At 65.7% G+C, this 23656-nt stretch carries 15 protein-coding genes; 9 read left to right on the forward strand and 6 right to left on the reverse strand.

Annotated elements, in window-relative coordinates; translation table 11 throughout:
* Nucleotides 1-132: 132 nt before the first annotated feature.
* Nucleotides 133-537 (reverse strand): DsrE family protein, encoded by a 405-nt coding sequence (locus FKP22_RS02725; RefSeq protein WP_231011783.1) that lies wholly within the window; start codon nt 535-537, stop codon nt 133-135.
* Between the two features lie 414 nt (nt 538-951).
* On the opposite strand from FKP22_RS02725, the gene FKP22_RS02730 reads away from it, so the two are divergent.
* Nucleotides 952-3660, forward strand: coding sequence for a putative bifunctional diguanylate cyclase/phosphodiesterase (locus FKP22_RS02730; RefSeq protein ID WP_170200720.1), 2709 nt, complete (start codon nt 952-954; stop codon nt 3658-3660).
* 10 nt (nt 3661-3670) lie between these two features.
* Here the strand turns inward: FKP22_RS02730 and FKP22_RS02735 are convergent, their stop codons facing one another.
* Entirely contained in the window at nt 3671-3925 is a 255-nt protein-coding gene (locus tag FKP22_RS02735) for a hypothetical protein (RefSeq protein ID WP_231011620.1), read from the reverse strand.
* Nucleotides 3926-4213: 288 nt separating this feature from the next.
* Nucleotides 4214-5695: a replication initiation protein gene (locus tag FKP22_RS02740; RefSeq protein ID WP_170200721.1), complete on the reverse strand. Its 1482-nt coding sequence runs from the start codon at nt 5693-5695 to the stop codon at nt 4214-4216.
* Nucleotides 5696-6783: 1088 nt separating this feature from the next.
* Between FKP22_RS02740 and FKP22_RS02745 the strand changes: the two genes are divergently transcribed.
* Both FKP22_RS02745 and FKP22_RS02750 read left to right on the forward strand, forming a co-directional pair.
* Nucleotides 6784-7989: a ParA family protein gene (locus tag FKP22_RS02745; RefSeq protein ID WP_141284973.1), complete on the forward strand. Its 1206-nt coding sequence runs from the start codon at nt 6784-6786 to the stop codon at nt 7987-7989.
* Nucleotides 7990-8156: 167 nt separating this feature from the next.
* On the forward strand, nt 8157-9029 hold the full coding sequence (locus FKP22_RS02750) for a ParB/RepB/Spo0J family partition protein (protein WP_170200722.1): 873 nt from the start codon (nt 8157-8159) through the stop codon (nt 9027-9029).
* A 72-nt stretch (nt 9030-9101) separates the two neighbouring features.
* Here the strand turns inward: FKP22_RS02750 and FKP22_RS02755 are convergent, their stop codons facing one another.
* Nucleotides 9102-11030 carry a site-specific integrase gene (locus tag FKP22_RS02755; RefSeq protein WP_141284955.1) on the reverse strand — a complete coding sequence of 643 codons (1929 nt, stop codon included), beginning with the start codon at nt 11028-11030 and terminating at the stop codon, nt 9102-9104.
* Between the two features lie 458 nt (nt 11031-11488).
* Between FKP22_RS02755 and FKP22_RS02760 the strand changes: the two genes are divergently transcribed.
* The 6 genes from FKP22_RS02760 (at nt 11489) to FKP22_RS02785 (ending at nt 20203) form a co-directional block, all read left to right on the forward strand.
* Nucleotides 11489-14941, forward strand: coding sequence for a response regulator (locus tag FKP22_RS02760; protein WP_141284957.1), 3453 nt, complete (start codon nt 11489-11491; stop codon nt 14939-14941).
* 302 nt (nt 14942-15243) lie between these two features.
* On the forward strand, nt 15244-16158 hold the full coding sequence (locus tag FKP22_RS02765) for a tyrosine-type recombinase/integrase (RefSeq protein ID WP_170200724.1): 915 nt from the start codon (nt 15244-15246) through the stop codon (nt 16156-16158).
* A 319-nt stretch (nt 16159-16477) separates the two neighbouring features.
* Nucleotides 16478-16741 (forward strand): translation initiation factor IF-1, encoded by a 264-nt coding sequence (gene infA / locus FKP22_RS02770; protein WP_141284961.1) that lies wholly within the window; start codon nt 16478-16480, stop codon nt 16739-16741.
* Nucleotides 16742-16943: 202 nt separating this feature from the next.
* On the forward strand, nt 16944-17144 hold the full coding sequence (locus tag FKP22_RS02775; RefSeq protein ID WP_141284963.1) for a hypothetical protein: 201 nt from the start codon (nt 16944-16946) through the stop codon (nt 17142-17144).
* Nucleotides 17145-17160: 16 nt separating this feature from the next.
* On the forward strand, nt 17161-17364 hold the full coding sequence (locus FKP22_RS02780) for a hypothetical protein (RefSeq protein ID WP_141284965.1): 204 nt from the start codon (nt 17161-17163) through the stop codon (nt 17362-17364).
* 151 nt (nt 17365-17515) lie between these two features.
* On the forward strand, nt 17516-20203 hold the full coding sequence (locus FKP22_RS02785) for a PAS domain-containing protein (protein ID WP_141284967.1): 2688 nt from the start codon (nt 17516-17518) through the stop codon (nt 20201-20203).
* Between the two features lie 8 nt (nt 20204-20211).
* Here the strand turns inward: FKP22_RS02785 and FKP22_RS02790 are convergent, their stop codons facing one another.
* Both FKP22_RS02790 and FKP22_RS02795 read right to left on the reverse strand, forming a co-directional pair.
* Nucleotides 20212-22398, reverse strand: coding sequence for a prolyl oligopeptidase family serine peptidase (locus tag FKP22_RS02790; protein ID WP_141284969.1), 2187 nt, complete (start codon nt 22396-22398; stop codon nt 20212-20214).
* A gap of 351 nt (nt 22399-22749) precedes the next feature.
* The coding region (locus tag FKP22_RS02795) for a branched-chain amino acid ABC transporter substrate-binding protein (RefSeq protein WP_141284971.1) at nt 22750-23656 on the reverse strand (907 nt) is incomplete at its 5' end.

The following is a 23656-nucleotide window of genomic DNA, read 5'->3' on the forward strand; positions in this document are numbered from 1 at the left end:
CTTGCCACCGCTGACCGTGCTGCTCTGATCGAACCCGCGACGCGACAGCGCAGCCGGCGCCGGGCCGCCCCAAGACGGCTGCGCAACCCGCCCGGCGGGTGGCTGGCGTACTCGCCAGACCGGGTGCCCCATCTACGGTTTGATGTAGGCGTAGCCCTGGATCTGGAGTTTCGCCAGGCGCACCACGCCCGAGGGCGTGAAGTCTGCCTCCTGCAGGAACTTGTCCTTGGACAGGCCGCGGTTCTTCAGCGTGATCTCGCAGACTTCGAAGTGCACGCCGCGGTTGTGCAGCGCGGCGACCAGGCCTTCGTAAGGCGCGCCGGTCTTGTCCTTGGCGCCTTCCATCAGGAAGTCGACGCCGGTGGCCAGCGTAACCACGGTGATCTGCGCCGTCGGGTCGGCGTCCAGGTGGTTGCGCACATTGCGCAAGGCCTGCAGCGCCTGCGACTCGGTGTCGCCCACGTGGTAGACGACCTTGTCGCCTGCAGGCGCGCTGGCCGGTACGGCGGCGACAGACTCGGCCGCGCCGGCTTGCATCGGCATGCCCGCGGCCACGGCCAGCAGCAAGGCGACCATCCAGCGCCTGGGCCCGCCGTGCGAGGCAGGAGGCTCTGCGCCATTCAATCCGTGAAACGTCGCTCGTGTGGACTGTTCTTGCATGGGGGCCATGAGGAAGTGGGTCAAAAAGACTAGGCGCTTGTCGAAAGAACGTCAAGCAGGTTGAGCCACACCCGGTCTTCACCGGCTGGGCACTCGCATGAGATTGCCAACCAAACTGCCGTTCAACTGAACCCGATCTTCGGCCTCTGTGCATGGCTGCACCGGGGCCGTTTTGCTTGCAGCGAGGCAGCGGTAGGATGCTTGCAGCTGGCGATGCGCTGTTGGCTGTCCGCCCGCCCCCGGCCTCCGGGCTGTTTACGGAGCTTCGATTTGTTCCGCGTCCTGCGACTGTTGCTCCGCCCTTCGCACGATCTGCAAGACCTGCGGGCCTGGCGTACCCGCGTGCTGGACACGCTGCTGACCGTGCTGCTGCTGCTGGGCAGCTTGATCGCGCTGCCCAGCGCCTGGCTGGCCTGGCGCAATGGCTTGTGGCCGGTGCCGGTGATGGATGCGAGCTTGCTGGGCCTGCTGGCCCTGCTGCGCTGGCGCAGCAACTGGCCACTGGCCGGGCGGGCCTACCTGTTGATGGGCTTGGTGTTCGTGCTGGGCATGGGCCTGGTGGCCCTGGTTGGCCCGGTCAACCTGATCTACCTGATGGTGGTGCCGGCGCTGGCGGTGCTGTTGTGCGGCATGCGCACGGCCGCGCTGGCCTTGCTGCTGAACGTGCTGGGCCTGGTGACCCTGGGCGGGCTGGCCCAATGGCTGCCGCTGCCAGGCCTGAGCTCGGTCGACTTCGTCACCTGGCTGGTGATGATCGCCAACTTCTGCCTGGCAGACGGCACCTTGGTGCTGGCGATTGCCGCGCTGCTGGCCGGGCTGGAGTCCGCACTGGCAAGCCAGCTCAGCGCGCTGAGCGCGATGCGCAACAGCCAGGCCCAGCTGAAGGCGGCCGCCGAGGCGCACCGCGTCAACGAGGAAAGCTTTCGCCGCATCGCCGCACAGATGCCGGGTGTGATCTACCAGTTGCGGATGAAATCCGACGGCAGTTACCGCTTCCTCTACGTCAGCCCCGGCGTGCGCGAGCTCTACGGCATCGAGCCCGAGCAGGTGATCCTCGACAGCCAGGCCCTGGCCCGCTTTCGCCACCCGGACGACCGTGACAGGGTGCTGGCGCAAATGCAAGCCTCGCGAGCGGCTGGGCTGGACATCGAGATGGAGTACCGCATCGTGCTGGCCGACGGCACCGAGAAGTGGATCCACCTCCAGACCTCCAGCGCCCAGCAGGACGAGCACGGCATGATGCGCTACGGCCTGATCGTCGACATCACCGAGCGCAAGCGCACCGAAGCCCGGCTGCGCGAGAACGAGGAGCGCTGGAAGCTGGCCCTGGAAAGCACCGGCGACGGCGTCTGGGACTGGCACGTGCAAACCGGCGTCGAGATCTTCTCGCGGCGCTTTCGCGAGATGTACGGCTACAGCGAAGCCGAGCTGCCAAACCGGGCCGACGCGATGGACGGCCGCACCCACCCGGATGACCTGGCCTCGTTGGAGCGCGCGCGCGAAGACCATTTCGCCGGCCGCACGGCCAGCTATGTGCACGAGCACCGCGTGCGCTGCAAGGATGGCAGCTGGAAATGGGTGATGAGTCGCGGCATGGTGATCGCCCGCGACGAGCAAGGCCGGCCACTGCGCATGATCGGCACGCACACCGACATCACGCGCTGGAAGGAATCCGAGGCGCTGATCTGGCAGCAGGCCCACTTTGATGCGCTGACCGGGCTGCCGAATCGCCGCATGCTGCGCGACCGGCTGGAGCAGTCACTGGCCCGCGCCGCTGAGGGCGGCCAAACGCTGGCCCTGATGTTCATCGACCTGGACCACTTCAAGGAGGTCAACGACACACTGGGCCACGCGCAGGGTGACGAGTTGCTGCTGGAGGCGGCACGCCGCATCGGCGCATGTCTCGGGCCAAAGGACACGGTGGCCCGCATGGGCGGCGACGAGTTCACCGTCGTGCTGCCGGCGATGCAGGACGCCGCACGCGCGGAGGCGGTGGCTCAGCAGCTGATCCACAGCCTGAGCACGCCCTTCCAGCTGGGACATGAACGCGCCTTCATTTCGGCCAGCATCGGCATTGCCTGCTACCCGGCCGACGCCCAGGTCATAGACGAGCTGCTCAAGCATGCCGACCAGGCCCTCTATGCCGCCAAGGACGGCGGGCGCAACCGCTTCAGCCACTTCACGCCTGCGCTGCAGGAGGCGGCGCAGACCCGCATGCGGCTGGCGACCGATTTGCGCAGCGCGCTGGCCGAGGCGCAGTTCCGGGTGCACTACCAGCCCATCGTCGATATGGCCACCGGCGAAGTGCACAAGGCCGAGGCGCTGGTGCGCTGGCAGCATCCGCAGCGCGGCCTGGTCAGCCCGGGCCTGTTCGTGCCCATTGCCGAGGCCAGTGGCGTGATCGTCGAACTCGGGGACTGGGTGTTTCGCCAGGCCGTGCAGCAGGTGGCAGCCTGGCGCGTGTCGCACGACCCGCGGTTCCAGATCAGCGTCAACAAGTCGCCGGTGCAGTTCCGCAGCGCTGCCGGCACCGCGCAGGCCTGGGCCCGGCACCTGGCCGACCAGGGCTTACCGGGCGAGTGTGTGGTGGTGGAGATCACCGAAGGCCTGCTGCTGGAGGCGGACAGCCATGTCTTCGAGCAACTGGCCCACTTGAAGCAGGCCGGCATGCCGGTGTCGCTGGACGACTTCGGCACCGGCTATTCGTCGCTGTCCTACCTGCAGAAGTTCGACATCGACTTCCTGAAGATCGACCAGGTGTTTGTGCGCGGGCTGTCGGCCACGTCGAAGAACATCGCGCTGTGCAAGGCCATCATCGGCATGGCCCACGAACTGGGCATGAAGGTCGTGGCCGAGGGCGTGGAAACCGAAGAGCAGCGGCAGCTGCTGCAGGCGGCCGGCTGCGACTATGGCCAGGGCTACCTGTTCGCCAGGCCCATGGACGGTGAATCCTTGTCGCGCTGGCTGGCCGAGACGGAAGGTGTCTGCCCAGCCAAATGAAGGCAGGCGCTCACTTCAATTCACGATGCCGGGACGACGCGGCCAGGTCCGGGCAAGTCCAGCGCAAGAGCTCGGCCAGGCGCTGTACCACCCAGGCACCCTCGCCTGGCTGCAAGCCTGAGGCCGGCTGTTGCAGCGCCTGCAGGCAGCGAAGCAGCACATCGTCTTCCGCCAAGCCATCGTCATGGTGCAGGCCTTGCGCACTGCTGACCAGGTGGCCGGCCAGGTCCTCGCAGAGTTCATAGCGAGTGCGCACTTCGTCCATGGGCACCGTCAATCGGCGAGCGCGGTGCGAGGACGCACCACCATACAGGGCTAGAAAGCTGTCTGGCAGCGGGGTGAGTTGATCTTCGGACACAGTGGCTTGGTGGGCAGCAAAAGCAATGGCCACTGTCGCACGAGATGCCTCGGCCGGCCACACGGCTGCCGCATTCCCGGGCACCGGAACAAAGCGTCAGTGAAATCAAGGGCTTGGCGGCGCCCTCCCAGGTTTGTCCACAGGCTTGCGCACCTCAGACGGGGACAAAGCCTCGAAGCCTGCCTGCGCCGCGTTTCAGCCCGCGTCACCCAGTTCGGCCGCCACCTGCAGCAGTTGCTGCGGTGTCGGCTGGTCCCAGTTGTCACCCAGGCTGCCTTGGGCGAAATAGCGCAACATTTCCGGCAGGACCAGCGGATGCTGCCAACCGCTGGTCTGCAGACGCTTGCGGATCGACGGATGGACCTGCCGCGCTTCCATGTCGATCAGCAGGTCCGCCGCCAGTTCAGCCTGGGCCTCGGCAGACAGCGCGGCAATGTCGGCCGCCACCTGCTCACGCCGGCGGCGTATCCATTCTTCGGTCCAGCGCGACTGGCGCCTGGCCTGCAGTTCGCGGCCTTCGCTGCCGCGCGGCACGCCCTCCCCTTCACGGCTGGCCTCGCGTCCGGGTTCGCGAGGCGCCGACGGTCCTGCCGTCAGCAACTGGCGGCTGCCCAATGCTGAATCGGTTACCGGCCTGGCCTTGCCCTTTTCCTGCCCTTTTTCCTGGGCGCTTTTCGCCTCGGCAACGGCAGTGACCCGCGCCACTTCGCCGGGCATCAAGGACCGCAGGTAGCGGTAAGGGTCGCGCAGCGGCCCCGGGAATTCCGAGGCTGCACGCTTGGCCAGCAGGTCCAGGCCGCTGCGCATGGCCTCCGTGCCATGCTGCAGCAGCAGCTCCTCCGCCTTGTCCTCGTCGACCCCCAGCTCGCGCGCGCGAACCACCAGGCTCAGGTCGATCGCATCAGGCGGATGGCGCAGCGGCAAGGCCGACTGCTGCTTCTGGCGGATCAGGAACTGGATCTCGCTGATGAAGCGCCCTTCCTTGTGCTCGACCAGCTCGACCTCCAGGTCGGTGATGCTGCTGACTTCGGCAATCGCCAGCTTCAAGGTGTCGCGCTTGAAGATGCGGTATTCCAGCTTGGCGGTGCGTTCGGACTCGGGCTGGCCGCTCAGCACCGGCCGCCACCAGCGCCAGTGCTGGCGCGAGGTTCGGCCCACATCCTTGTAGCGGGTGCAGATCTCGTAGAGCGCAATGCCGGCGTGTGAGCGCAACTGGCTGATGACTTCCAGTTTCAGCCGGGCAAACACCGTGGGTTCCAGCAGTTCCTGCTTCAGGTTCACCGCATACGACCATTCCACCCAGACCTGCCCGCGCTCCTTGGCCAGGCGTGCATGCGCCAGCAAGCCCGACACGTTCCAGGCCGCCCCTTCGCCGGTGGTGGGCGACTGCCACTCCACGGTGGTCGAAACCATGGCGCGCAAGTGTTTCTTGATCAGCGCGTGATCGTTCGAATCGAAATCGACGCCGCGCACCACGCGTTCCAGCGGGATGCGGAACACGTCCTTGTCCAGCCCCTGCTCCTGCGCTTCGTACAGCAGCACGTTGTAGGCCTTGCGGCCCAGCGAGGTGATGCGGGCCGACTTGGGCACGATGGCCAGCGTGTTGACCGGCTTGCGCAGCGGCGGCGCGCCGACCGCGTCGGCAGCAAAGCCGCGCGTGGCCAGGCCTTGACCCAAGGGGGCTCGCCGGCGGGCCGGCTGCGGCACAGGTGCATGGGCCGTTTCCTGATCCGGCGGAGGGGCAGGGCGGTCGCGCGCACTCATGTCTGGACTGTACCGTAGATGTTAGTAGCGCTTTCACATGGGCAATGACCACGGTTTCGAGGCCCCTAGCCTGCGCTCCGGCAGGTGAGTCAGGCATTCACCTCAGTCCTGAATACCGTCACCTCAGCGACACAGGCGCTGACGCCTGACGCATCACGAACATGCCAACGCATTGCCAGTTCGGCCTCCGACTGCGAAACCGTATCAGCGCAACAGGCTGGCCTGACCGGAGGATTTTCAGGACAGCAGGCCGAAAAACAGCTCCTGAAAAGTCTCACCTGAATGCTGCAGGCGCAAATGCGCAGGGTAGGGCGCAGTGACGGCACCGGTCTGAACCTACTTTCAAGCCCGGGAAACCTGCCAGACAGCTCGCAGCGCCCTGGTTTGCGGCGCCACAGCGCCAACCGCCCGGCTTCCCCGGCCAGCCAGCGTGGGAAGAGCACGCACTCTCCCGAAAACCTGCACCTGGAACCGCCGGTTCGGGCTCATGCGCCGAGGGCGCCAGCCCGATCCCGGCCGCCAACCAGCCATGGCCCAAAGCCGTTCAGCGATTTGCAAGGCAATCCCGCATGCACGCATGCTGGTTCCCGACGAATCTCCACTCCGCCCTGTGCGCACTCCATTTGGCCCCGAAAACCCGCCGGCTCATCCCGTATCCACGCATCCAAAGAGAGCTAAGTCTTTGATACGAAAGGATAATATCCCGCCTAAAGGATTTAAAGAACTCAAAGGGTCTGAACTTCCTTGAACAGCCAAGGTGCTCGAATCCGCTTCAACCTACTGTGTTGAACGGTTCAACAGCAAGCTCGGGCAGAAGCCAAGGAAAGAGAAGACTTTCCTAAAGGGCCATAAGTTGACAAAATGCAGGCCATTCAACGATTCAGCGTCAAGGCTTCGAATCGTCAACTGTTGGGAGCCCTACGTTGGACAGAATCACATTCAAAGCACCGCGCAGTATTTCGCTGGCGGACATCGCGGACCAGGCGGAACGTGCAGTCGCCATGATGGTGCAGATCCGCTCGGCAATGCTGGCGCCCACGGCGCGCAAGTCGCCACCAATTTTCAATCTCAGCCAGCTGGCCGCGCAATGTGGCATTGAAAAAGGCTCGCTGAGCCATCGCCTGAGCAAGGGCGATTTGCCAGCGGGTCAGCTGAATGCTTCGGGTAGCCGACGCGAATTCAGCCTGGCGGAAGCGCGTACCTGGATCCGCGAATACCGCAAGGACGGTCTCAGGCCAGAGGGGGCTGAAGCCGTCACGCTGAGCATCGGCAATTTCAAAGGTGGTGTGAGCAAGACCACCACAGCGGTCACCTTGGCCCAGGGCCTGTCGCTGCTGGGGCACAAGGTTCTGGTGATCGACACCGATCCTCAGGGGTCCCTGACCACCTTGTTCGGCATCCTGCCGGACACCGAGGTGGAGGAGGAGGACACCATCCTGCCGCTGGCCATGGGCTCGGAGACCTCGATCCGTTATGCCATCCGGCCGACGTACTGGGATGGCATTGACCTGGTCGCGGCCGCGCCAGTGTTGTTTGGTGCCGAGTTTGCGTTGCCGGCCCGCCAGACGCAGGAACCTGGCTTCGAGTTCTGGCGGGTCCTGGACCTGGGCATCGACGATGTGCGTGACGAGTACGACGTGATCATCATCGACACGCCACCCGCGCTGTCGTACACCACCATCAACGCGTTCATGGCCTCGAACGGCATCATCATGCCGCTGCCGCCCAACGCGCTGGATTTCGCCTCGGCCTCGCAGTTCTGGAGCTTGTTCTCAGATCTCACCAGCGAGCTCTTGACCAAGCGGGGGCTGACCAAGGAGTTCGATTTCATTCACATCCTGCTGTCGCGCGTGGACTCAACCGACTCCGCAAGCAACATCGTGCGGCAGTGGATTGGCCAGACCTATGCCGAGAAGGTGCTGCCTGTCGAGATTCCGAAAACCGCCGTGATCGGCGTGACGGCAGCCGAGTTTGGAACGGTTTACGACGTGGCCAGGTACGACGGTTCGGCGCGTACTTTCAAACGGGCAAGGGATGCTTATGACTCCTTCGTTGGCTACATCGACGGCTCGGTTCATTCCGTCTGGCAAAAGCAGCTGGAGGCCAGGCCCCCGCAAAAGGTGCCGGCGGGGCAGGGGGCTGGCGGGGTGTTGAACCGTTCAACAGCGTCTTCGGTGCCGACACCTAAGCAAGGAGCCAAGCGATGAGCAAAAAGCTTGCAGCCAAGGCGGGGCTGATCCAGACCCTGAACCTGCCAGCCACCGGTGCACCCCGTCCGGAGCTGGTGCAAGACGTCAATCGCCCCAAGACGGCGCCGGGCTCGATGTTGCACTTCATGTCCAGCCAGAGCGCCGCCATCAAGGAAGCCGATGATTTGCGCGAGCGCCTGAAGTCCTTTGATGGTGCTTCGCCGGTTCGATTGATCGACCCGGCACTGATTCGTGCCTCGCGCTGGGCCAATCGGCACGACGCCTCTTTTGCATCGGCGGACTTCGCTGAACTGCGCGACGAGATCGAATCCGCCGGTGGAAATGTGCAACCGATTCGCGTGCGGCCGTTGGCGGCAGCAGAGTTGTTGAACGGTTCAACAGAGGCCGGGGCAGGGCAGGGCGCGTTGTACGAATTGGTGTTTGGCCACCGCCGGCACCGGGCCTGCCTGGAGCTTGGCCTGCCGGTTCGCGCGATGGTGGAGCCGGCGACAGACCAGGAATTGTTTGAGGCCATGGAGCGTGAAAACCGCGGCCGCAAGAACCTGAGCGCCTGGGAGCAGGGCTGCATGTACCGCAAGGCACTGGACGAAGGGCTTTATCCATCGCTGCGCAAGTTGGCTGAAGCGGTGCGGGTCGACGTCTCGCTGGTGTCGAAGAGTGTTTCTCTCGCACGCCTGCCGGATGCAGTGGTTGCCGCCTTTCCGTCGCCGCTGGACATCCAGTTCCGCTGGGCTCAGCCTTTGTCCGAAGCCTTGCAAAAAGACCCGGACGGCACGCTGGCTCGCGCGCGGGCCCTGCGCGAAGAAGGTGCTGTTGCCGGGTCGGCGGTGCAGGTGTTTGACGCGCTGATCAAACCGGCTGCTGCTTCGGCAGTGGCCATAGGCGAGCCTCAACGCATCCTGCGCAAAGGCAAGGCGCTGGCGACGGTGAGCCGCGATGCCAAGGGCAGGGTGACGGTCAAGCTTGAAGCGGGCGCGGTGCCTGCGGCCAGGCAAGCGGAGCTGATGTCCCTGCTGGAGAGCTTCCTCAAGGGCTGAATACACGTGGCCGCTGGCCACCGTTGAACGGTTCAACGGGCCAAGTTTGGCGACGACTGGAGGCCAGGCGAGTCAGTTGCCGCCAAATGCCTCGTTCATTTCGGCCTGCAGGCGCTCCAGTTGAGCCCTGGCATAGCGCATCGTCGTGCGTGGATCGGCGTGGCCCAACTGCCTTTGCACTACCTCCAGCGGCGCCTTGCGCTCAAGCGCACGGGTGCCGAAGGTGTGGCGCAGCCAGTGGGGAGATGCCTTCATCGCAATCGCCAACTCCGTGGGGGCAAGCGAACTCTGACGCAAGGCCAGCATCACCCAGCGCTTCACCGTCTGGTACAGCGCCTGGTAGCCGATGGGTGCCAGTGGGTCCGCCGCGCTGGCCACCAGTGGCAACTCGGGAGGCGCTGCCAGCACCATCGCAGGCAAGCCGCGCTGCGTCAGGTAAGTCTGCAGCGCTTGCTCGGCCTGTCCCGGCACCGCGACGACCCGGTTGCGAGCACCCTTGCCGTGCACCTGTAGCGCCAGGCGTCCTTTGTGCGAGCGAAAGGCACCCAGCTTGGCGCTCAGCAACTCGGCCGCGCGCAGGCCGGTGGCCTCCACAAATCCCAGCACGAACAGCATGCGGTCCCTGGAAGGGGAGGGCGCCTGAGCCTGGATGCAGGCCAGCATGGCTTGCCAGGCCTCCGGCGTGAATGCGCGCGAATCCAGCTCATGCCGCAAAGCATCGTCGCCGGTGCGGCGGTTCACCAGCGTCCAGGGGTTGCGGGCCGCGAGATAGCCCACGTCGACGAGCCAGCGAAAGAAGCTGCCCAGCACGATCACTGCCTGCCGCCGGCTGGCCAGGCTGAGTGGCCCACGAAAGGGCGCCCAACCTTCACCCATCACACCGCTGTGGCGACGTGAAATCCAATCCGCCGGCAAGTTCTCCAGAAACGCCATGTAGGCCAGGCAGTCGTCAACATCGGTTTCGCGTAGTCCTTTTCTGCGCACCTCGTTGAGCCACAGCAACAAGCGCAGCGCTTCGCGGCGATAGCTGGTGGCAGTGGTGCTGGCACCGGCGCGAGCTGCAATCCAAGCCTGAATCGCCTCCAGGTCATTGCGGGCGCTGATCAGGGGAGGGGACGTCGAGCGCGGCAATGTTGGTGGCGGATTGTCAAAAGCGACCGAATCGGCCACTTGCCCGGCAAGGCCCTTGATGCCCTGTTTGGGCGAAAAAAAGGTGTCCAAGCCACTGGTGGGTGCGTCGACCTCGGAAAACGCCGCTGGCGGCGTTCTGGCGGGTGGCCTTTGCGCTGTGGTGTCGCCACGAATGGGCCTGTCGGCCTCCTGGCGAGCCACGATTTCGACCGACGGGTGTCGCCCCGCGGTGCCGTCTTGCGCTGGCGACCCAGCCCCTTCTGGCTGCCCGCGCATTGCCAGTGCGAACCGGCGATTGGCAGCGGGCGGGGTAGAGGAGGGCGGCAACAGACTTTGCAGATGCTGCGCCAGGCGTTGCGCCTTGATCTGTCCGATGGAGGCTAGGCCCCGCCACCAGTGGCCGCCCCGGGCAACTCTCGCCTGAAGATCGCCCAAGCACACCAAGCCAGCGCGCATCAGCCGTTCGGCCATTTGCGGATCCAGCCAGGCGTCCAGTGGGTCTTCGGGTCGGGGCGTCTCCGTGGCGGTCAGCTCCAGCGCGCGCAGCAGCTGGAGTTGCCGTTCGCGCAGACGCTGCCGGCGATCCGCACGTCTGTCGTTCGGATACGCCTCCGCGTAGAGCTGCAGCACCTCGGCTTCTGACCAGTCCTCCAGGTCACGCTCTGCGACGAAGTCCTCCAGTGAGGGTTGGCCGGCGTGGTCGCGCAGGCGGATCGTCAGCCCGACCAGGCGCCAGGCCTTGTCGCCCCGCCTGCGGGCCAGGCTGCGCAGGTGATCCACCACCTGCCGGTGCGCTCCAACGGCCTGATTGCCGTGCTCGATCCCCAGGTAGCGCTGGGCCGACACAGCAATGGGCAAACCCTCGGCCACTGCGCGCAAGTGAGCGAAATGGTGGGCGCCGATCCGAGGTGCGTAAGTGCTTGATTTCACAGGGCTTATTGCTGGCCGGCGGATTGGTGTCCGAATTGTCGTAAATTTTCAATACTAAGATTATTACGCTAATCTTAGTATCAGGCTACCGATCCCTGGATGTCTTATCGGCCGGATCGCCGCCTTCCCTTGCAGAAAGCCTGGAAAGACCCGCAGCAAGGCTGCCGCTGGGCTCCAACGGTTTTATATTTGACATAACTAACATTGACACGGTATTGCCCAGTTGGCCGGATTGCAGATGCGACACTGCACGCGGTATTTGCGCCAAAGACAGCGTTGGGAGTTGGCATGACGGGTGGATTTGCAGTGCGCGAGCGGCGTGGTTTCCTGGTTACGGCCTGTGGCAACGAGATGTCCGTGGCTTGCCGTGGTTCTGCCTTGATCCTGCGGGTCTGCGCATGCTGAAGACGCGTCTCTTGCCTGCGGGCCCGCTGATGGGTTTTGTTGCGGCGGTGTTCGCGTTGGTCGCGGTCACGCTGGTCTCGTTTCGGGCGCTGGAGGAAAGTCGCTACACGGCTGACCGGTTGACTCGGTCGGCCGAAGCCATCACGCAACTGCAGGAGGTGCTGTCGGTGTTGAAAGACGCCGAAACCGGTCAGCGCGGATTCCTGCTCACTGGAGACGAGTCTTACCTGGCGCCGTATAACGATGCCCGCGCCCGGGTTCACGCAGCCGTCGCAGAAGCTGGGCCCTTGCTGGGAGACAGCGAGGTTCATCTGCGTGGGCTGGCGACCCTGCAGCAAATCACCACGGACAAGCTGGACGAACTGGCCGAGTCGATTGCGCTGAAGCGATCCGGCCACGCTGACCAGGCCCTGGCCTTGGTGCGCACTTCGCGCGGCAAGGCGGCGATGGACCAGTTGCGCGAGACGATTTCGTTGATGCAGGCCACGGAGCGCCAGGCCTTGGCCGAGCGGCAGCTTCGCTGGCGGGAGGCTCAGCAATTTGCGTCACTTGCCACCTGGGTGGGAGCCGGGCTTCTGCTGGCCTTGATCGGTGCGGCGGCAGTCAGTTCGTCGCGAGAATTCCGGGCCCGCGAGCGCGAGTCCTGGGTGCGTGATGGCCTGGCCGGTCTCGGTGCCGAACTGCAAGGCGAACTGCGGTTGGAGGTGCTGAGTGAAAAGGTCCTGGCCTACCTGGCCCTGTTGCTGAATGCCCAGGTCGGTGCCATTTACGCGCCGGAGCCGGATGGGCGCTTTCGCCGCCTGGCCGGCCATGCCCTGCCGCTTGCCGAAGGCCACGCAAGTGCCTGGCGACCGGGTGACGGTTTGGTTGGCCAGGTTGCCCTGGACCGGCGCCTGCGCCATGTGCGCGAGGTGCCGGCCGGCTATTTGCCGGTGACGTCGGGCACCGGGCAAGCCGACCCGCGGGAGTTGGTGGTGCTGGCGGCCGAGGTCGACGGCGACCTGCAGGCGGTGCTGGAATTGGGATTTTTCCGCCGCTTGCAACCGACCGAACTGGCACTGCTGGCGCGCGCCTCGGCGCTGCTGGGCATGGCCTTGCGTTCGTCTCGCGACCGCACGCAGTTGGAACAATTGCTGGAAGAAACCCAGCGCCAGGCCGAGGAACTGCAGGCCCAGCAAGAGGAGCTGCGCGTCAGCAACGAGGAACTGAGCGAACAAGGCCGCGTCTTGCAGGCGTCGCAGGTGCAGTTGGAATTGCAGCAGGAAGAGCTGTCCCAGACCAATGCGGAGTTGGCCGAGCAATCCCGTGCGGTGGCGCAGCAGCGCGACGCGCTTGAACAGGCGCAAGCGGTGCTGTCTGAAAAGGCCACCGAACTGGCTCGCTCGAATCAGTACAAGAGCGAATTCCTGGCCAACATGAGCCATGAACTGCGCACACCGCTGAACTCCTCGCTGATCCTTGCCAAACTGCTGGCCGACAACAAGCGCGGCAACCTGACCGAGGAGCAGGTCAGGTTTGCCCAGACCATTTCCGCGGCGGGCCATGACCTGCTGGAACTGATCAACGACATCCTGGACCTGTCCAAGATCGAGGCCGGTAAGGTCGAGGTTTTCAACGAGCCGGTGGCGCTTGCTCCTGCTGTCGATTCCTTGCTGAAGATGATGATGCCCCAGGCCAGGGAAAAGGGCCTGGCCTTGACGGCGAAGATCGAGGCCGACGTGCCTGAGTGGCTGGAGACCGACGGGCAGCGGCTGCGCCAGATCCTGAAGAACCTGATGTCCAACGCGCTGAAATTCACCGAGCGCGGCGAGGTGAAAGTGGCGTTGCGGATGCAGGGCGAGCAACTGGCCTTCACGGTGCAGGACACCGGCATCGGGATTTCCCAGCAGCAACAGCGCGTGATCTTCGACGCGTTCCGCCAGGCAGATGGCAGCACCCATCGCAAGTATGGCGGCACCGGGCTGGGCTTGTCGATTTCGCGTGACCTGGCCCATTTGCTGGGTGGCGACATCGAGGTCAGCAGCACGCCTGGCCAAGGCAGCGTGTTCACATTGACCTTGCCGCTGCAAGCACCCGCCCGGTTGGCCACTGCCCTACCCTTGCCACGCCTGCGCCAGCCCGGGCCGGCGACGGCGCCGCCGGCAGGCGAACCCCTGGACTTCGCGAAAGCCAAGCCGGATCCGCAGGTGTCGGTTCAGGCTGACGAGCCGAGCGACATGGCGGTCGACCACGAGTCCGGCCAGGCGCGGCGCATCCTGGTGATCGAAGACGACGAGCGGTTCGCAATGATCTTGCGGGACCTCGCTCAGGAGATGGGCTTTGCCTGCATGGTCGCGCAGTCCGCCTCAGACGGACTGGCGCTGGCGCGCAAATACAAGCCGAGCGCGATCTTGCTCGACATGAACCTGCCGGACCGCTCGGGCTTGAGCGTACTGGACCAACTCAAGCGAAGCTCGCAGACCCGGCACGTGCCGGTGCACGTGGTCTCGGTGGCCGACTACAGCCATGAAGCGCTTGCGCTGGGCGCGGTGGGTTACGCGCTAAAGCCAGTCAAGCGAGAACAGCTGGTGAGCGCGCTGCAGCAACTGGAAGCCACGTTTTCACAGCGTGTTCGCCAGGTGCTGGTGGTCGAGGACGACGCCCGGCAGCGCGACAGCATTCGCCAGCTGTTGGCCGCAGACGAGGTGCAGATCACCGATGTGGCGTCGGTCGGCGAGGCGCTCGCCCAGCTGCAGGCGGCGCGGTTCGACTGCATGGTGATGGACCTGAACCTGCCGGACGGTTCTGGCTTTGAGCTGTTGGAGCGCATGGCGGCGACGCAGTCGCAGCAGCCCTCGCCGCCTGTAATCGTCTACACCGGCCGTTCGATCAGCCGCGACGAAGAGCAGCGGCTGCGCAAGTTCTCGAAGTCCATCATCATCAAGGATGCGCGTTCACCCGAGCGCTTGCTGGACGAAGTCAGCCTGTTCCTGCACCAGGTCGAATCTCATCTGCCGCCGGAGAGCCAGCGCATGCTGCAGGCCGCCCGCGACCGCGACGCGACCTTGGAGGGCCGCAAGATCCTGATCGTCGAAGACGACGCGCGCAACATCTTTGCCCTGTCCGGCTTGCTTGAACCCAAGGGTGCCAAGGTGGTGATCGCCCGCAACGGCCGTGAAGCGCTGGATGCCTTGGCCAGCGCCGATCTGCCTGGCGCCGCTGATGGTGACGGTCCGGTCGACCTGGTGCTGATGGACATCATGATGCCGGAGATGGATGGCTACGAGGCGATGCGCGAGATCCGCAAGCACCCGGCCTGGCAGAAGCTGCCCATCATTGCGCTGACGGCCAAGGCCATGCGTGATGACCAGGAGAAATGCCTGGCAGCTGGCGCCAACGACTACGTGGCCAAGCCACTGGATGTGGACAAGCTGCTGTCGCTGATCCGGGTGTGGATGCGCGGCTGAAATGGGTGTCCACATCAACGGCGTTGCTGCACGCTGCTGTGCCGGCATACCTGCCGGGCCACGCAAAGGCACCCGGCTAAAAAATGAACTAACGGCATCTCTTTTTCCGAGGCTGACCTCAGGCTACAAGCAAGCCGCGCCGTCTGCCGTTAGTTCATTTATAGTTGGGCATGCCTTCCCTGCCACTTTCCGACGATCAGACGTCAAGCCAAGACGCTGATGCAACCTGGGCACGCTGGACAGCCCACGTCCAAAGTCGAGGTCTGCTGTCAAAGCCCGCATCGCTGGCGGTCTACACGCACATGTGGCAATCGTTCGCCACATGGCTGCAAACGCAGCACATCCGCTTGGCTGACCTGAATGTGGCGCAGCTTTCGCGATTCCTGGACGAGCGCGGGCGCGACTCGGAGCTCAGCCCGAGGCATGCCTGGCGCATGGTCAGGCTGATTGACCGGGTGATGCAATTCGAGGCGATGCGGCAGGCCACGCCTCCAAACAATGCGTGCGCAGACCTGCTCGCGCGCCGCCCAGACATCCAATATGCCAACGCTAGCCAGCAAGACGGACTGCCGGAGGCGCTGAGCGCCCAGGAAGCCGCCGCCCTGCTGCGCTGGCTGTCGCCCGGCGAGCCGGAGACCGCCACCAGATCTTCAGCAACCTGGAAAGAAATGCGCATCCGCGCGGCGATCGGCCTGCAACTCGGCGCAGGTCTCACGCCGGGCGAGATCAGGGCGCTGGAACTGCGACATGTGCAGCAGGCGGCAGCCGACTCGGCGGTGCCACCGCGCCCCACCGCACTGACATTGCCAGCCAACGGCAATTCGCCGGCGCACACGGTGCAGTTGAACGGCTGGCCCGCACGGCTGCTTGCTGAATGGCTCATGCTGCGCAGCGAGTTTTCATTTCCCGGCAGCATGGTTTTTCCGTCGACCCGTTCGGCGGGTGCGCCATGGGGCAAGGTGGCGCACTACGAAGCCGTGCGAAAGGCACTGACGGCCGCGGGCCTTGGCCAGGTCGACGGAGGCTCCTACCGCTTGCGCCACACCTATGCCTTGCGGCAGTTGCGCCGCGGCGTTGCGCCTGCAGAGTTGTCAAAGCGGCTCGGCGTGACCGACCCCGACGTGATGGACCGTTACCAACGCCTGCTGGCCAAACGTGAGGAAAGCCAGGTAGAAGAATTCGAAAACTCTTACAATGCCCGGCTCGACGCATGGTGAAGCGGAGGCACGACCCGCGACACCATCCGGCGCGCTGGGTTTTCCAGGCATCGCGGCCCGCTGCCCTCACCTGCAGCCGCCCGTCACCGACCGGCCCTGAGCCATATATCCCCGGTCACCAAGCCTGTTCACCCCGCGCTGGCGCCGTCGGGCCGCGTTCGGCTCGCCGCTTTTGCCGGTGGGCCGACGGTGAATGGTCTTCCGCGTTGCGCTGCAAGGCGCCATGCGTTTCCTGCCCTCGCGGCTCGTGCGCCGACGCTGTTGCCGCTGCCCTCGAGCCGAGGCTTGGCCAGCACACCTTTTGTCATCAGGAGTCCCTTTGGCCAAAGAAGAACTGATCGAGATGCGTGGCGTCGTCAATGAAGTGTTGCCAGACTCGCGCTTCCGCGTGACGCTGGAAAACGGCCACCAGCTGGTGGCCTACACCGCCGGCAAGGTCAAGAAAAATCACATCCGCATCCTTGCCGGGGATGCCGTGTCGCTGGAGCTGTCGCCTTACGACCTGAACAAGGGGCGCATCACCTTCCGCCACATCGAGCGCACCGGTGCTCCGATGGGCGGCAACAGCCCACGTCGCCGCTGAGCTGTCTGCCCCTCGCGGCAGTTGGCTTGATCAAGGCAGGGCGCTGCCCAGCCCACCGTCGGGTTCGTCGTTGACACCTGCGGTTCATGCCTTCCGAGCGACGGTTCGTCGCCTGTCCGTCGCAAGCGGCGCGCACGCTCCCTAGAGTCCAGCCTGTTGAACGCCCGCTGTGTGCGTTGACCACTGGAACCGGAGCCCCGCCATGCCGCTTGCCCAATCCCCGCTCTTCCTTCCCCGCCTTACCGGCCTCGGCCTGGCGCTGGGCATCACCACCGCCAGCCTCTGGGCCCTGGGATCGGAAGCCAACCGGCAGCACGAAGAACTGACGCAAGCCCAGTTCCAGCGCAGCACGGTGGTCGCCCAGAGCTGCAGCCTGCAGCCCTCGCGTGGCCTGCGCAGCTGAACGGGAGACCCGCCCAATGCCGCTGCTGATCGCCTTCTTGCTGTGGTGCCTGTTGTGGGTGCTGTGCTGGCCCGTGGCGCTGGCGCTGTTGCTGGTCGCCCCTTTGCTGTGGCTGCTCAGCCTGCCATTGCGCCTGCTGGGCGTGGTCGTCGGCGCCATGTTTGCGCTGCTGCGCGCCTTGCTCTACCTGCCAGCGCGGCTGCTGGGCCACAAGCCCTGAACCTGCCTGCGGTGCCCGGAAAAGACGCCGATCTCAAGGTCTGACCTGCGCTTTGGGCACCAGGCCGCTTGTGCTACCGTGGCACACCCCTTGAGCGACGCTTGGCCTGCAAAAGGCCGGTGCGCAGCACGGGCATGCTTCGAATGCCACTGTGACCGAGCTGTCCATCGCCATCGCAGCCATTGTCGGCACCCTGCTTGGCATCTTGCTGACGCTGGTCGTGCTGTGGGCATGGCGGCATCGGCGCTGGCGGGCCATGCGGGACCGCCACGGCGCGCGCCGCCGCCAGCAGCTCTCGCAACTGCGCGAAACCGCGCTGGTTGCCGCCATCGCCCAAGGCTCCTCTGACCTGATCTTCGCCAAGGACCTGAACGGCCGCTACCTGTTGTTCAATCCTGGTGCCGGGCGCAGCTTTGCGCGCAAGCCGGAAGACGTGATCGGTCGCAACGACCTGGAACTCTACGGCCCTGAGCGTGCGGCCGAACTCGCGGCTCAGGACGCGCAGGTCCTGCGCGAACAGCGCAACATCGACTTCGAGCGAAACTGGCCGGACAACCGCTTTTTCAGCGTCACCAAAGGTCCGTTGCATGACGCGCAAGGTCGCCTAATCGGCCTGTTCGGCGTGCTGCGCGACCTGACCGAAAAGCGTCAGTTGCAGCACCTGGCCGAGCAGGAAGCCGAACTGCGACACGCGTTGCTGGAGCAGACGCAGGACGGTGTGGTCGTCTTGACGCCAGAAGGTGGCGTGTTCCAGGCCAACGAAAGCTTTGCCCGCATGCTGCGGCGCTCGCGCGAAGAGGTCGCCCAACTCCACCTGTGGGACTGGGACGTGGAGTGGACCCGCGAACAGGCCCTGGCGGCGCTGGCGAACAAACAGCCCAGCCACCCGCTGCTGGAAACCCGCTGGCGGCGGGCCGACGGCAGCCTGCTGGACGTCGAGATCAGCGCCAGCCCGACGCATACCGGCGCCCGTGCGCTCGTGCTCTGCACCTGCCGGGACATCACCGAGCGCAAGCGCCTGGCCCAGGCGCAGGACCAGCAGCGCCACCACCTGGAGCAATTGGTGACCGAGCGCAGCGTGGCACTGGAGCGCGCAGTGCACGCGCGGCAGGAAAGCAACCAGTTCCTGCAGACCATGACCGACAACATGCCGGGTGCCGTCAGCTACTGGGACCGCGAGTCGCGCTGCCGCTTTGCCAACAAGGCCTACGCGCAGTGGATGCAGAGCACGCCGGCCCAACTCATCGGCCGGCATGCCGACGACTTGCTGGGCGAGCAGATCGCCGGGGAAACCGACCCCTGCCTGCAAGCTGCGCTGCAAGGCGAGGCTCGCCAGATCGAACGTCCACTGGTGGGCGTGGACGGCCAAATCACCCAGACCTGGACCACCTTCACACCGGACCTTCACGCCGGCGAAGTCCGCGGCGTCTTTGTCGCCTTCCATGATGTGACCCAGCTCAAGCGCACCGAACGCCAGCTGCAGCAGCTCAACCGCGAACTGCAGCAGGCCCGCGACCGCGCCGAAGCCGCAAGCCAGGCCAAGAGCGCTTTCCTGGCCAACATGAGCCACGAAATCCGCACGCCGATGAACGCCATCATCGGCATGACCTACCTGATGCGCCAGGACCAGCGAGACCCTGCGCTGCTGCTGCGGCTGGACCAGGTCAACCATGCCGCTCAGCACCTGCTGGCCGTCATCAGCGACATCCTGGACCTGTCCAAGATCGAAGCCGGCAAGCTGGTGCTGGAGGAAACAGACTTCTCGCTCAGCGCGATGCTGGAGCGCATGAGCACGCTGGTGGCCGAACACGTGCGTGCCAAGGGCATTGCGCTGAAGCTGGAAGTCGAAGGCCTGCCCGATGGCTTGCGCGGCGATCCGACACGGCTGTCGCAAGCCGTGCTGAACCTGCTCAACAACGCCAGCAAGTTCACCGAGCACGGCAGCATCACGCTGCGCTGCAGCAGCCTGCCGCTGCCACCCGACCTTGCCGCGGAAGCTGCGAACCAGGCCGGCCACGGCCACAACCCGCCCTTGCTGGCCTGCTTCGAAGTCTGCGACACCGGCATCGGCATCGCGCAGGACAAGCTGGCCAACCTGTTCCAGGCCTTCGAGCAGGCCGACGCCTCGACCACCCGCCGCTATGGCGGCACCGGCCTGGGCCTGGCCATCACCCGCCGGCTGGCCGAGCTGATGGGGGGCGAAGCGGGCGTGGACAGCGAACTCGGCGTGGGCAGCCGCTTCTGGTTCACTGCACAACTGCAGGCCAGCGTGCCTAAGGCCAACGGCCGCCTGGCGCTGGCCCGCGACATCGCAGCCGACGAAGACCCTGCACAATCAGCCGAAGTGGCCGCCGCCACCGAGGCGCTGCTGAGCAGCCTGCAGGGCCAGCCGCCCACGCCACCCGTGTCCGCCGACACAGCCGCGGACACCCCGGACAAGCAGCTGCGCCAGCGCTTCAGCGGCACCCGCGTGCTGCTGGCTGAAGACAACCCGGTCAACCGCCTGGTCGCAACCGAGTTGCTGAGCGCTGCCGGCCTTGTCGTCGACAACGCCTGCGACGGTGTCGAGGCGGTGCAGCGGGCCGCCGAACAGGACTACGCGCTGGTGCTGATGGACGTGCAGATGCCCAGGCTGGACGGGCTGGAAGCCACGCGCCAGATCCGCCAGCTGCCAGGCCGTGCGCACTGGCCCATCGTCGCGATGACGGCCGGTGCATTCGCCGAAGACCGCGCCGCCTGCCTGGCCGCCGGCATGGACGACCACGTCGCCAAGCCGGTGCAGGCGCACCAGCTTTACGAGACGCTGCTGCGCTGGCTGGGCCTGGCCGCCGTGGCCTGATCGGCCCATCAGTTCGCAGGCTTGTTGCCCGCCATGCCGAACTGCCACAGCAGGAAGCTGTAGATGTCGGCCTGCTTGCTGTAGCCCTGCGCGGCCGTGCTGCCCACACCATGGCCTGCCTGGCCGTCCAGGCGCAGCAGGATGGGCTTGCCGCTGCTGGTCGCGGCCTGCAGGCGCGCAGCGGTCTTGGCGCTGTGCCACACGTCCACACGCGGGTCGTTCAAGCCGTGGATGAACATCACCGCCGGGTAGGCGGTGCCATCCTTGACCTGGTGGTAGGTGCTCATCTCCAGCAGCGCCGGGAACTCGGCAGGGTTCTTGGCCGAGCCGAACTCGGAGATGTTGGTCACGCCGTTGGCCGACTCCTCGGCCCGGACCGCGTCCATGATGCCAACGTCGAAGATCGCCGCCGCGAACAGGTCCGGCGCACTGGTCACCGAACGGCCGACGAAGATGCCGCCGGCGCTGGTGCCCCAGACGCCCAGCGTCTTGTTCGACGCATAGCCCTGGTTGATCAGGTAGCGCGCAGCCGCCACGCCGTCCTTCCAGGTGTTGGCCTTGGTGGCCTTGAAGCCCGCGCGGTACCAGGCGTCGCCGAAGGCACCGCTGCCTCTGGCATTCACGAAGGCCAGCACGCCACCGCGCTCGAACCACGCGTAGGCACGCGGATCGTAGGTCGCCTCGATCGAAAAACCGTAGGCGGCATAGCCCACCAGCAGTGTCGGATTGCTGCCGTTCAGCATCAGGCCCTTGCGGTGCAGGATGGCCAGCGGCACCTTCACGCCGTCATGGCTGGGCACCATCACCTCGGTCACCACCAGCTCGGGCACGCCGGCCGGCTTCTGCGAATCGCGCAGCCCGGTGTTGCGCACCTTGCCGTGGCCGTCGGCCAGCAGGATGGTCGCGGGCTCGGTCCAGCTGCTGGTGGTCAGCAGCATGTCCGAGTAAGCATGCGCGGGGTCGCCACCCAGGAAGGTCGATCCAGCCAGGCCCGGGGCCATGTCGCTGGTCTTGCCGCCAGCATGACGCAGCGTCCGCAGCGTGAAGCCCTGGCGCTCTTCGGTATAGATCGCGTCCCGGCCCAGCGCGAACGCTTCCAGCACGCCGGTGGCCGGCTCGGGCACCACGGTGCGGGCGTTCGCCAGCACCGGCTTGGCCAGGTCCAGCGCCAGCACGCGGCCACGCGGCGCGCCTTCGTAGGTGCGCAGGAACAGCTGCTTGCCGCGCAGCTGCACGTCGGTGATCTTGTCGTCAAAACCGGAGACCCGTTGCCACGACACGGTCTTGGCTTTCAGCGAGGCCACCGGCGCGATGAAGACCTTGCCCTCGGGCACCGTGGTGTCGGTCGTGCGCGCCACCATGTAGGCGCTGCCGGGGCTGAAGAAGACATTGCCCACGTCCAGGCGGTCCAGCTTCAACTCCGGGTTGACCAGCGGACCGAACAAGGGCCGCGCGGCGCTGGCCATGTCGCCCACCTTCAGCAGGAACACCGTGCTGTCCATGTAGGCTTCGGTGTCGGGCGCGCCGGCCGGCAACTCGCGGATCTGGTTGTAGGTCAACGCCTTGCTGTCGGGCAACCAGTGCACGGCGGACTCGTGCACCCGCGGCACCGGCGCGCCGACCGGCTTGCCGCTGCGCAAGTCCATCACGTACAGCGAAGCGTCTTCCGAGCCGCCGGCCGAGATGCCGTAGGCCAGGTAGCGCCCGTCCCAGGACGGCACGAAGTAGTTGATCGCATGCGGCACGCCGCCGGCCGCCTTGGTCAGCGCTTCCGGGTCCACCAGCACCTTCTCGACGCCACCCAGCCCTGTGCGCAGCACCAGCTTCAACTGGTTCTCGCCGGCCTTGCGCTTGAGGTAGTAGTAGCGCTCTCCCGGCATGCGGACAACGCCGCGCACCAGGTCCCCGGTGGCCTGGGCCAGCATCTCGATGCGCTGCTGGATCTCATCGCGGACAGGAATCGCCGCCAGCTGCTCGGCAGCGTAAGCGCCTTGCGCCTTCAGCCAGGCCTGCGTCTCGGGCGACTTCAGGTTCTCCAGGTTGCGGTACGGATCCGCGACGTCCACGCCGTGCAGCGTCTCGGTGACCGCCTGGCTGGGGGCTGCTGGCGGGGTGACCGCCTCCGCGGCCAGGCCCAGGGAGAACAAGCTGGCGGCCAGGATCAACTGGCGCCGCCGTGAAACATGGATCGACATGCACGGGCTCCGTGGCGCGAGTGCGCCAAAAACAAAGCGGCGATGTTACGGTGCCGTGTTGCGAAGACCCCTCGCGCGCCTGCGGAATCCCTGCCCCTAGAACCTAAGCGCAGTCTGTGCTACACGAAGCCAGCGTGCTGGCCAAAAAAAACGACATGCAGCGGCGGTTCAGCGCCTGCTGCATGTCGCAACGACCCCTGTTGGCAGCGCCCCACGTCCCTGCAAGACGCCGCCCCGGGTTTCGGGACCCGGCAGGCCAGCCGAGCAGGTCAGTCCGCTCGCCTGGCGGCCAGGCCGCACTCACGAAAGAGAAACCGGATCAAAGGCTGGCGCAGCGCCAGCCTCGCCATCTCAGTGGATGACGGCGATCTGCTCGCGGGCGTCGCCCTTGTAGGTGTACAGCGTCAGGGCGCCGTTCTTGATGTCGCCCTTCTCGTCGAAGGCGATGGTGCCGGTCACGCCCTTGTAGCCGCTGGTCTTGGCCAGCACCGGCAGGTACTTCGCCGGTTCCGCCGAGCCGGCCTTGACCATCGCGTCGACCATCACCATCGTCGCGTCATAGACGTACGGGGCGTAGATCTGCACGTCCGCGCCGAACTTCTTCTTGAAGTCGACCTTGAACTTCTCCATGCCGACCTTCTGCGAGCCTTCGACGCCGCCGGCTTCCGCGCACACGACCTGGCCGTCGGCCATCGCACCTGCGGCCAGCTTGGGCAGTTCGCCCGAGCAGATGCCGTCGCCGCCCATGAACTTGGCGGTGATGCCGAGCTGCTTCATCTGGCGGATCATCGGGCCGGCCACAGCGTCCATGCCGCCGTAGAACACGACGTCAGGCTTGGTGGCCTTGATGCTGGTCAGGATGGCGGTGAAGTCGGTGGCCTTGTCGTTGGTGAATTCGCGCTTGGCGATCTTGCCGCCCGCGCCCTTGACACCTTTTTCGAATTCGTCGGCCACGCCTTGGCCGTAAGCGGTGCGGTCGTCGATCACGGCAATCGTCTTGCCCTTGAGCGAGGTGACGGCGTACTTGCCCAGCGTGCCGCCCAGGTGCACGTCGTCAGCCACCACGCGGAAGGCGGTCTTGAAGCCTTGGCGGGTGTACTTGGGGTTGGTGGCAGACGGGGAGATCTGCGGGATGCCGGCGTCGGAGTAGACCTTGGAGGCGGGGATGGTGGTGCCCGAGTTCAGGTGGCCGATCACGCCGTTGACCTTGGAGTCGACCAGCTTTTGCGCCGCGGCGGTGCCTTGCTTGGGGTCGCCT

The sequence above is a fragment of the Ideonella azotifigens genome (assembly GCF_006519715.1).
Classification (GTDB): domain Bacteria; phylum Pseudomonadota; class Gammaproteobacteria; order Burkholderiales; family Burkholderiaceae_C; genus Ideonella; species Ideonella azotifigens.

Bases quoted from the DNA above. Each gene is read 5' to 3' on its own strand.
- FKP22_RS02725 (WP_231011783.1), bottom strand. From the start codon at position 537: ATGCAAGCCGGCGCGGCCGAGTCTGTCGCCGCCGTACCGGCCAGCGCG.
- FKP22_RS02735 (WP_231011620.1), bottom strand. From the start codon at position 3,925: ATGGACGAAGTGCGCACTCGCTATGAACTCTGCGAGGACCTGGCCGGC.
- FKP22_RS02745 (WP_141284973.1), top strand. From the start codon at position 6,784: ATGATGGTGCAGATCCGCTCGGCAATGCTGGCGCCCACGGCGCGCAAG.
- FKP22_RS02760 (WP_141284957.1), top strand. From the start codon at position 11,489: ATGCTGAAGACGCGTCTCTTGCCTGCGGGCCCGCTGATGGGTTTTGTT.
- FKP22_RS02765 (WP_170200724.1), top strand. From the start codon at position 15,244: ATGTGGCAATCGTTCGCCACATGGCTGCAAACGCAGCACATCCGCTTG.
- FKP22_RS02775 (WP_141284963.1), top strand. From the start codon at position 16,944: ATGCCGCTTGCCCAATCCCCGCTCTTCCTTCCCCGCCTTACCGGCCTC.
- FKP22_RS02780 (WP_141284965.1), top strand. From the start codon at position 17,161: ATGCCGCTGCTGATCGCCTTCTTGCTGTGGTGCCTGTTGTGGGTGCTG.
- FKP22_RS02790 (WP_141284969.1), bottom strand. From the start codon at position 22,398: ATGTCGATCCATGTTTCACGGCGGCGCCAGTTGATCCTGGCCGCCAGC.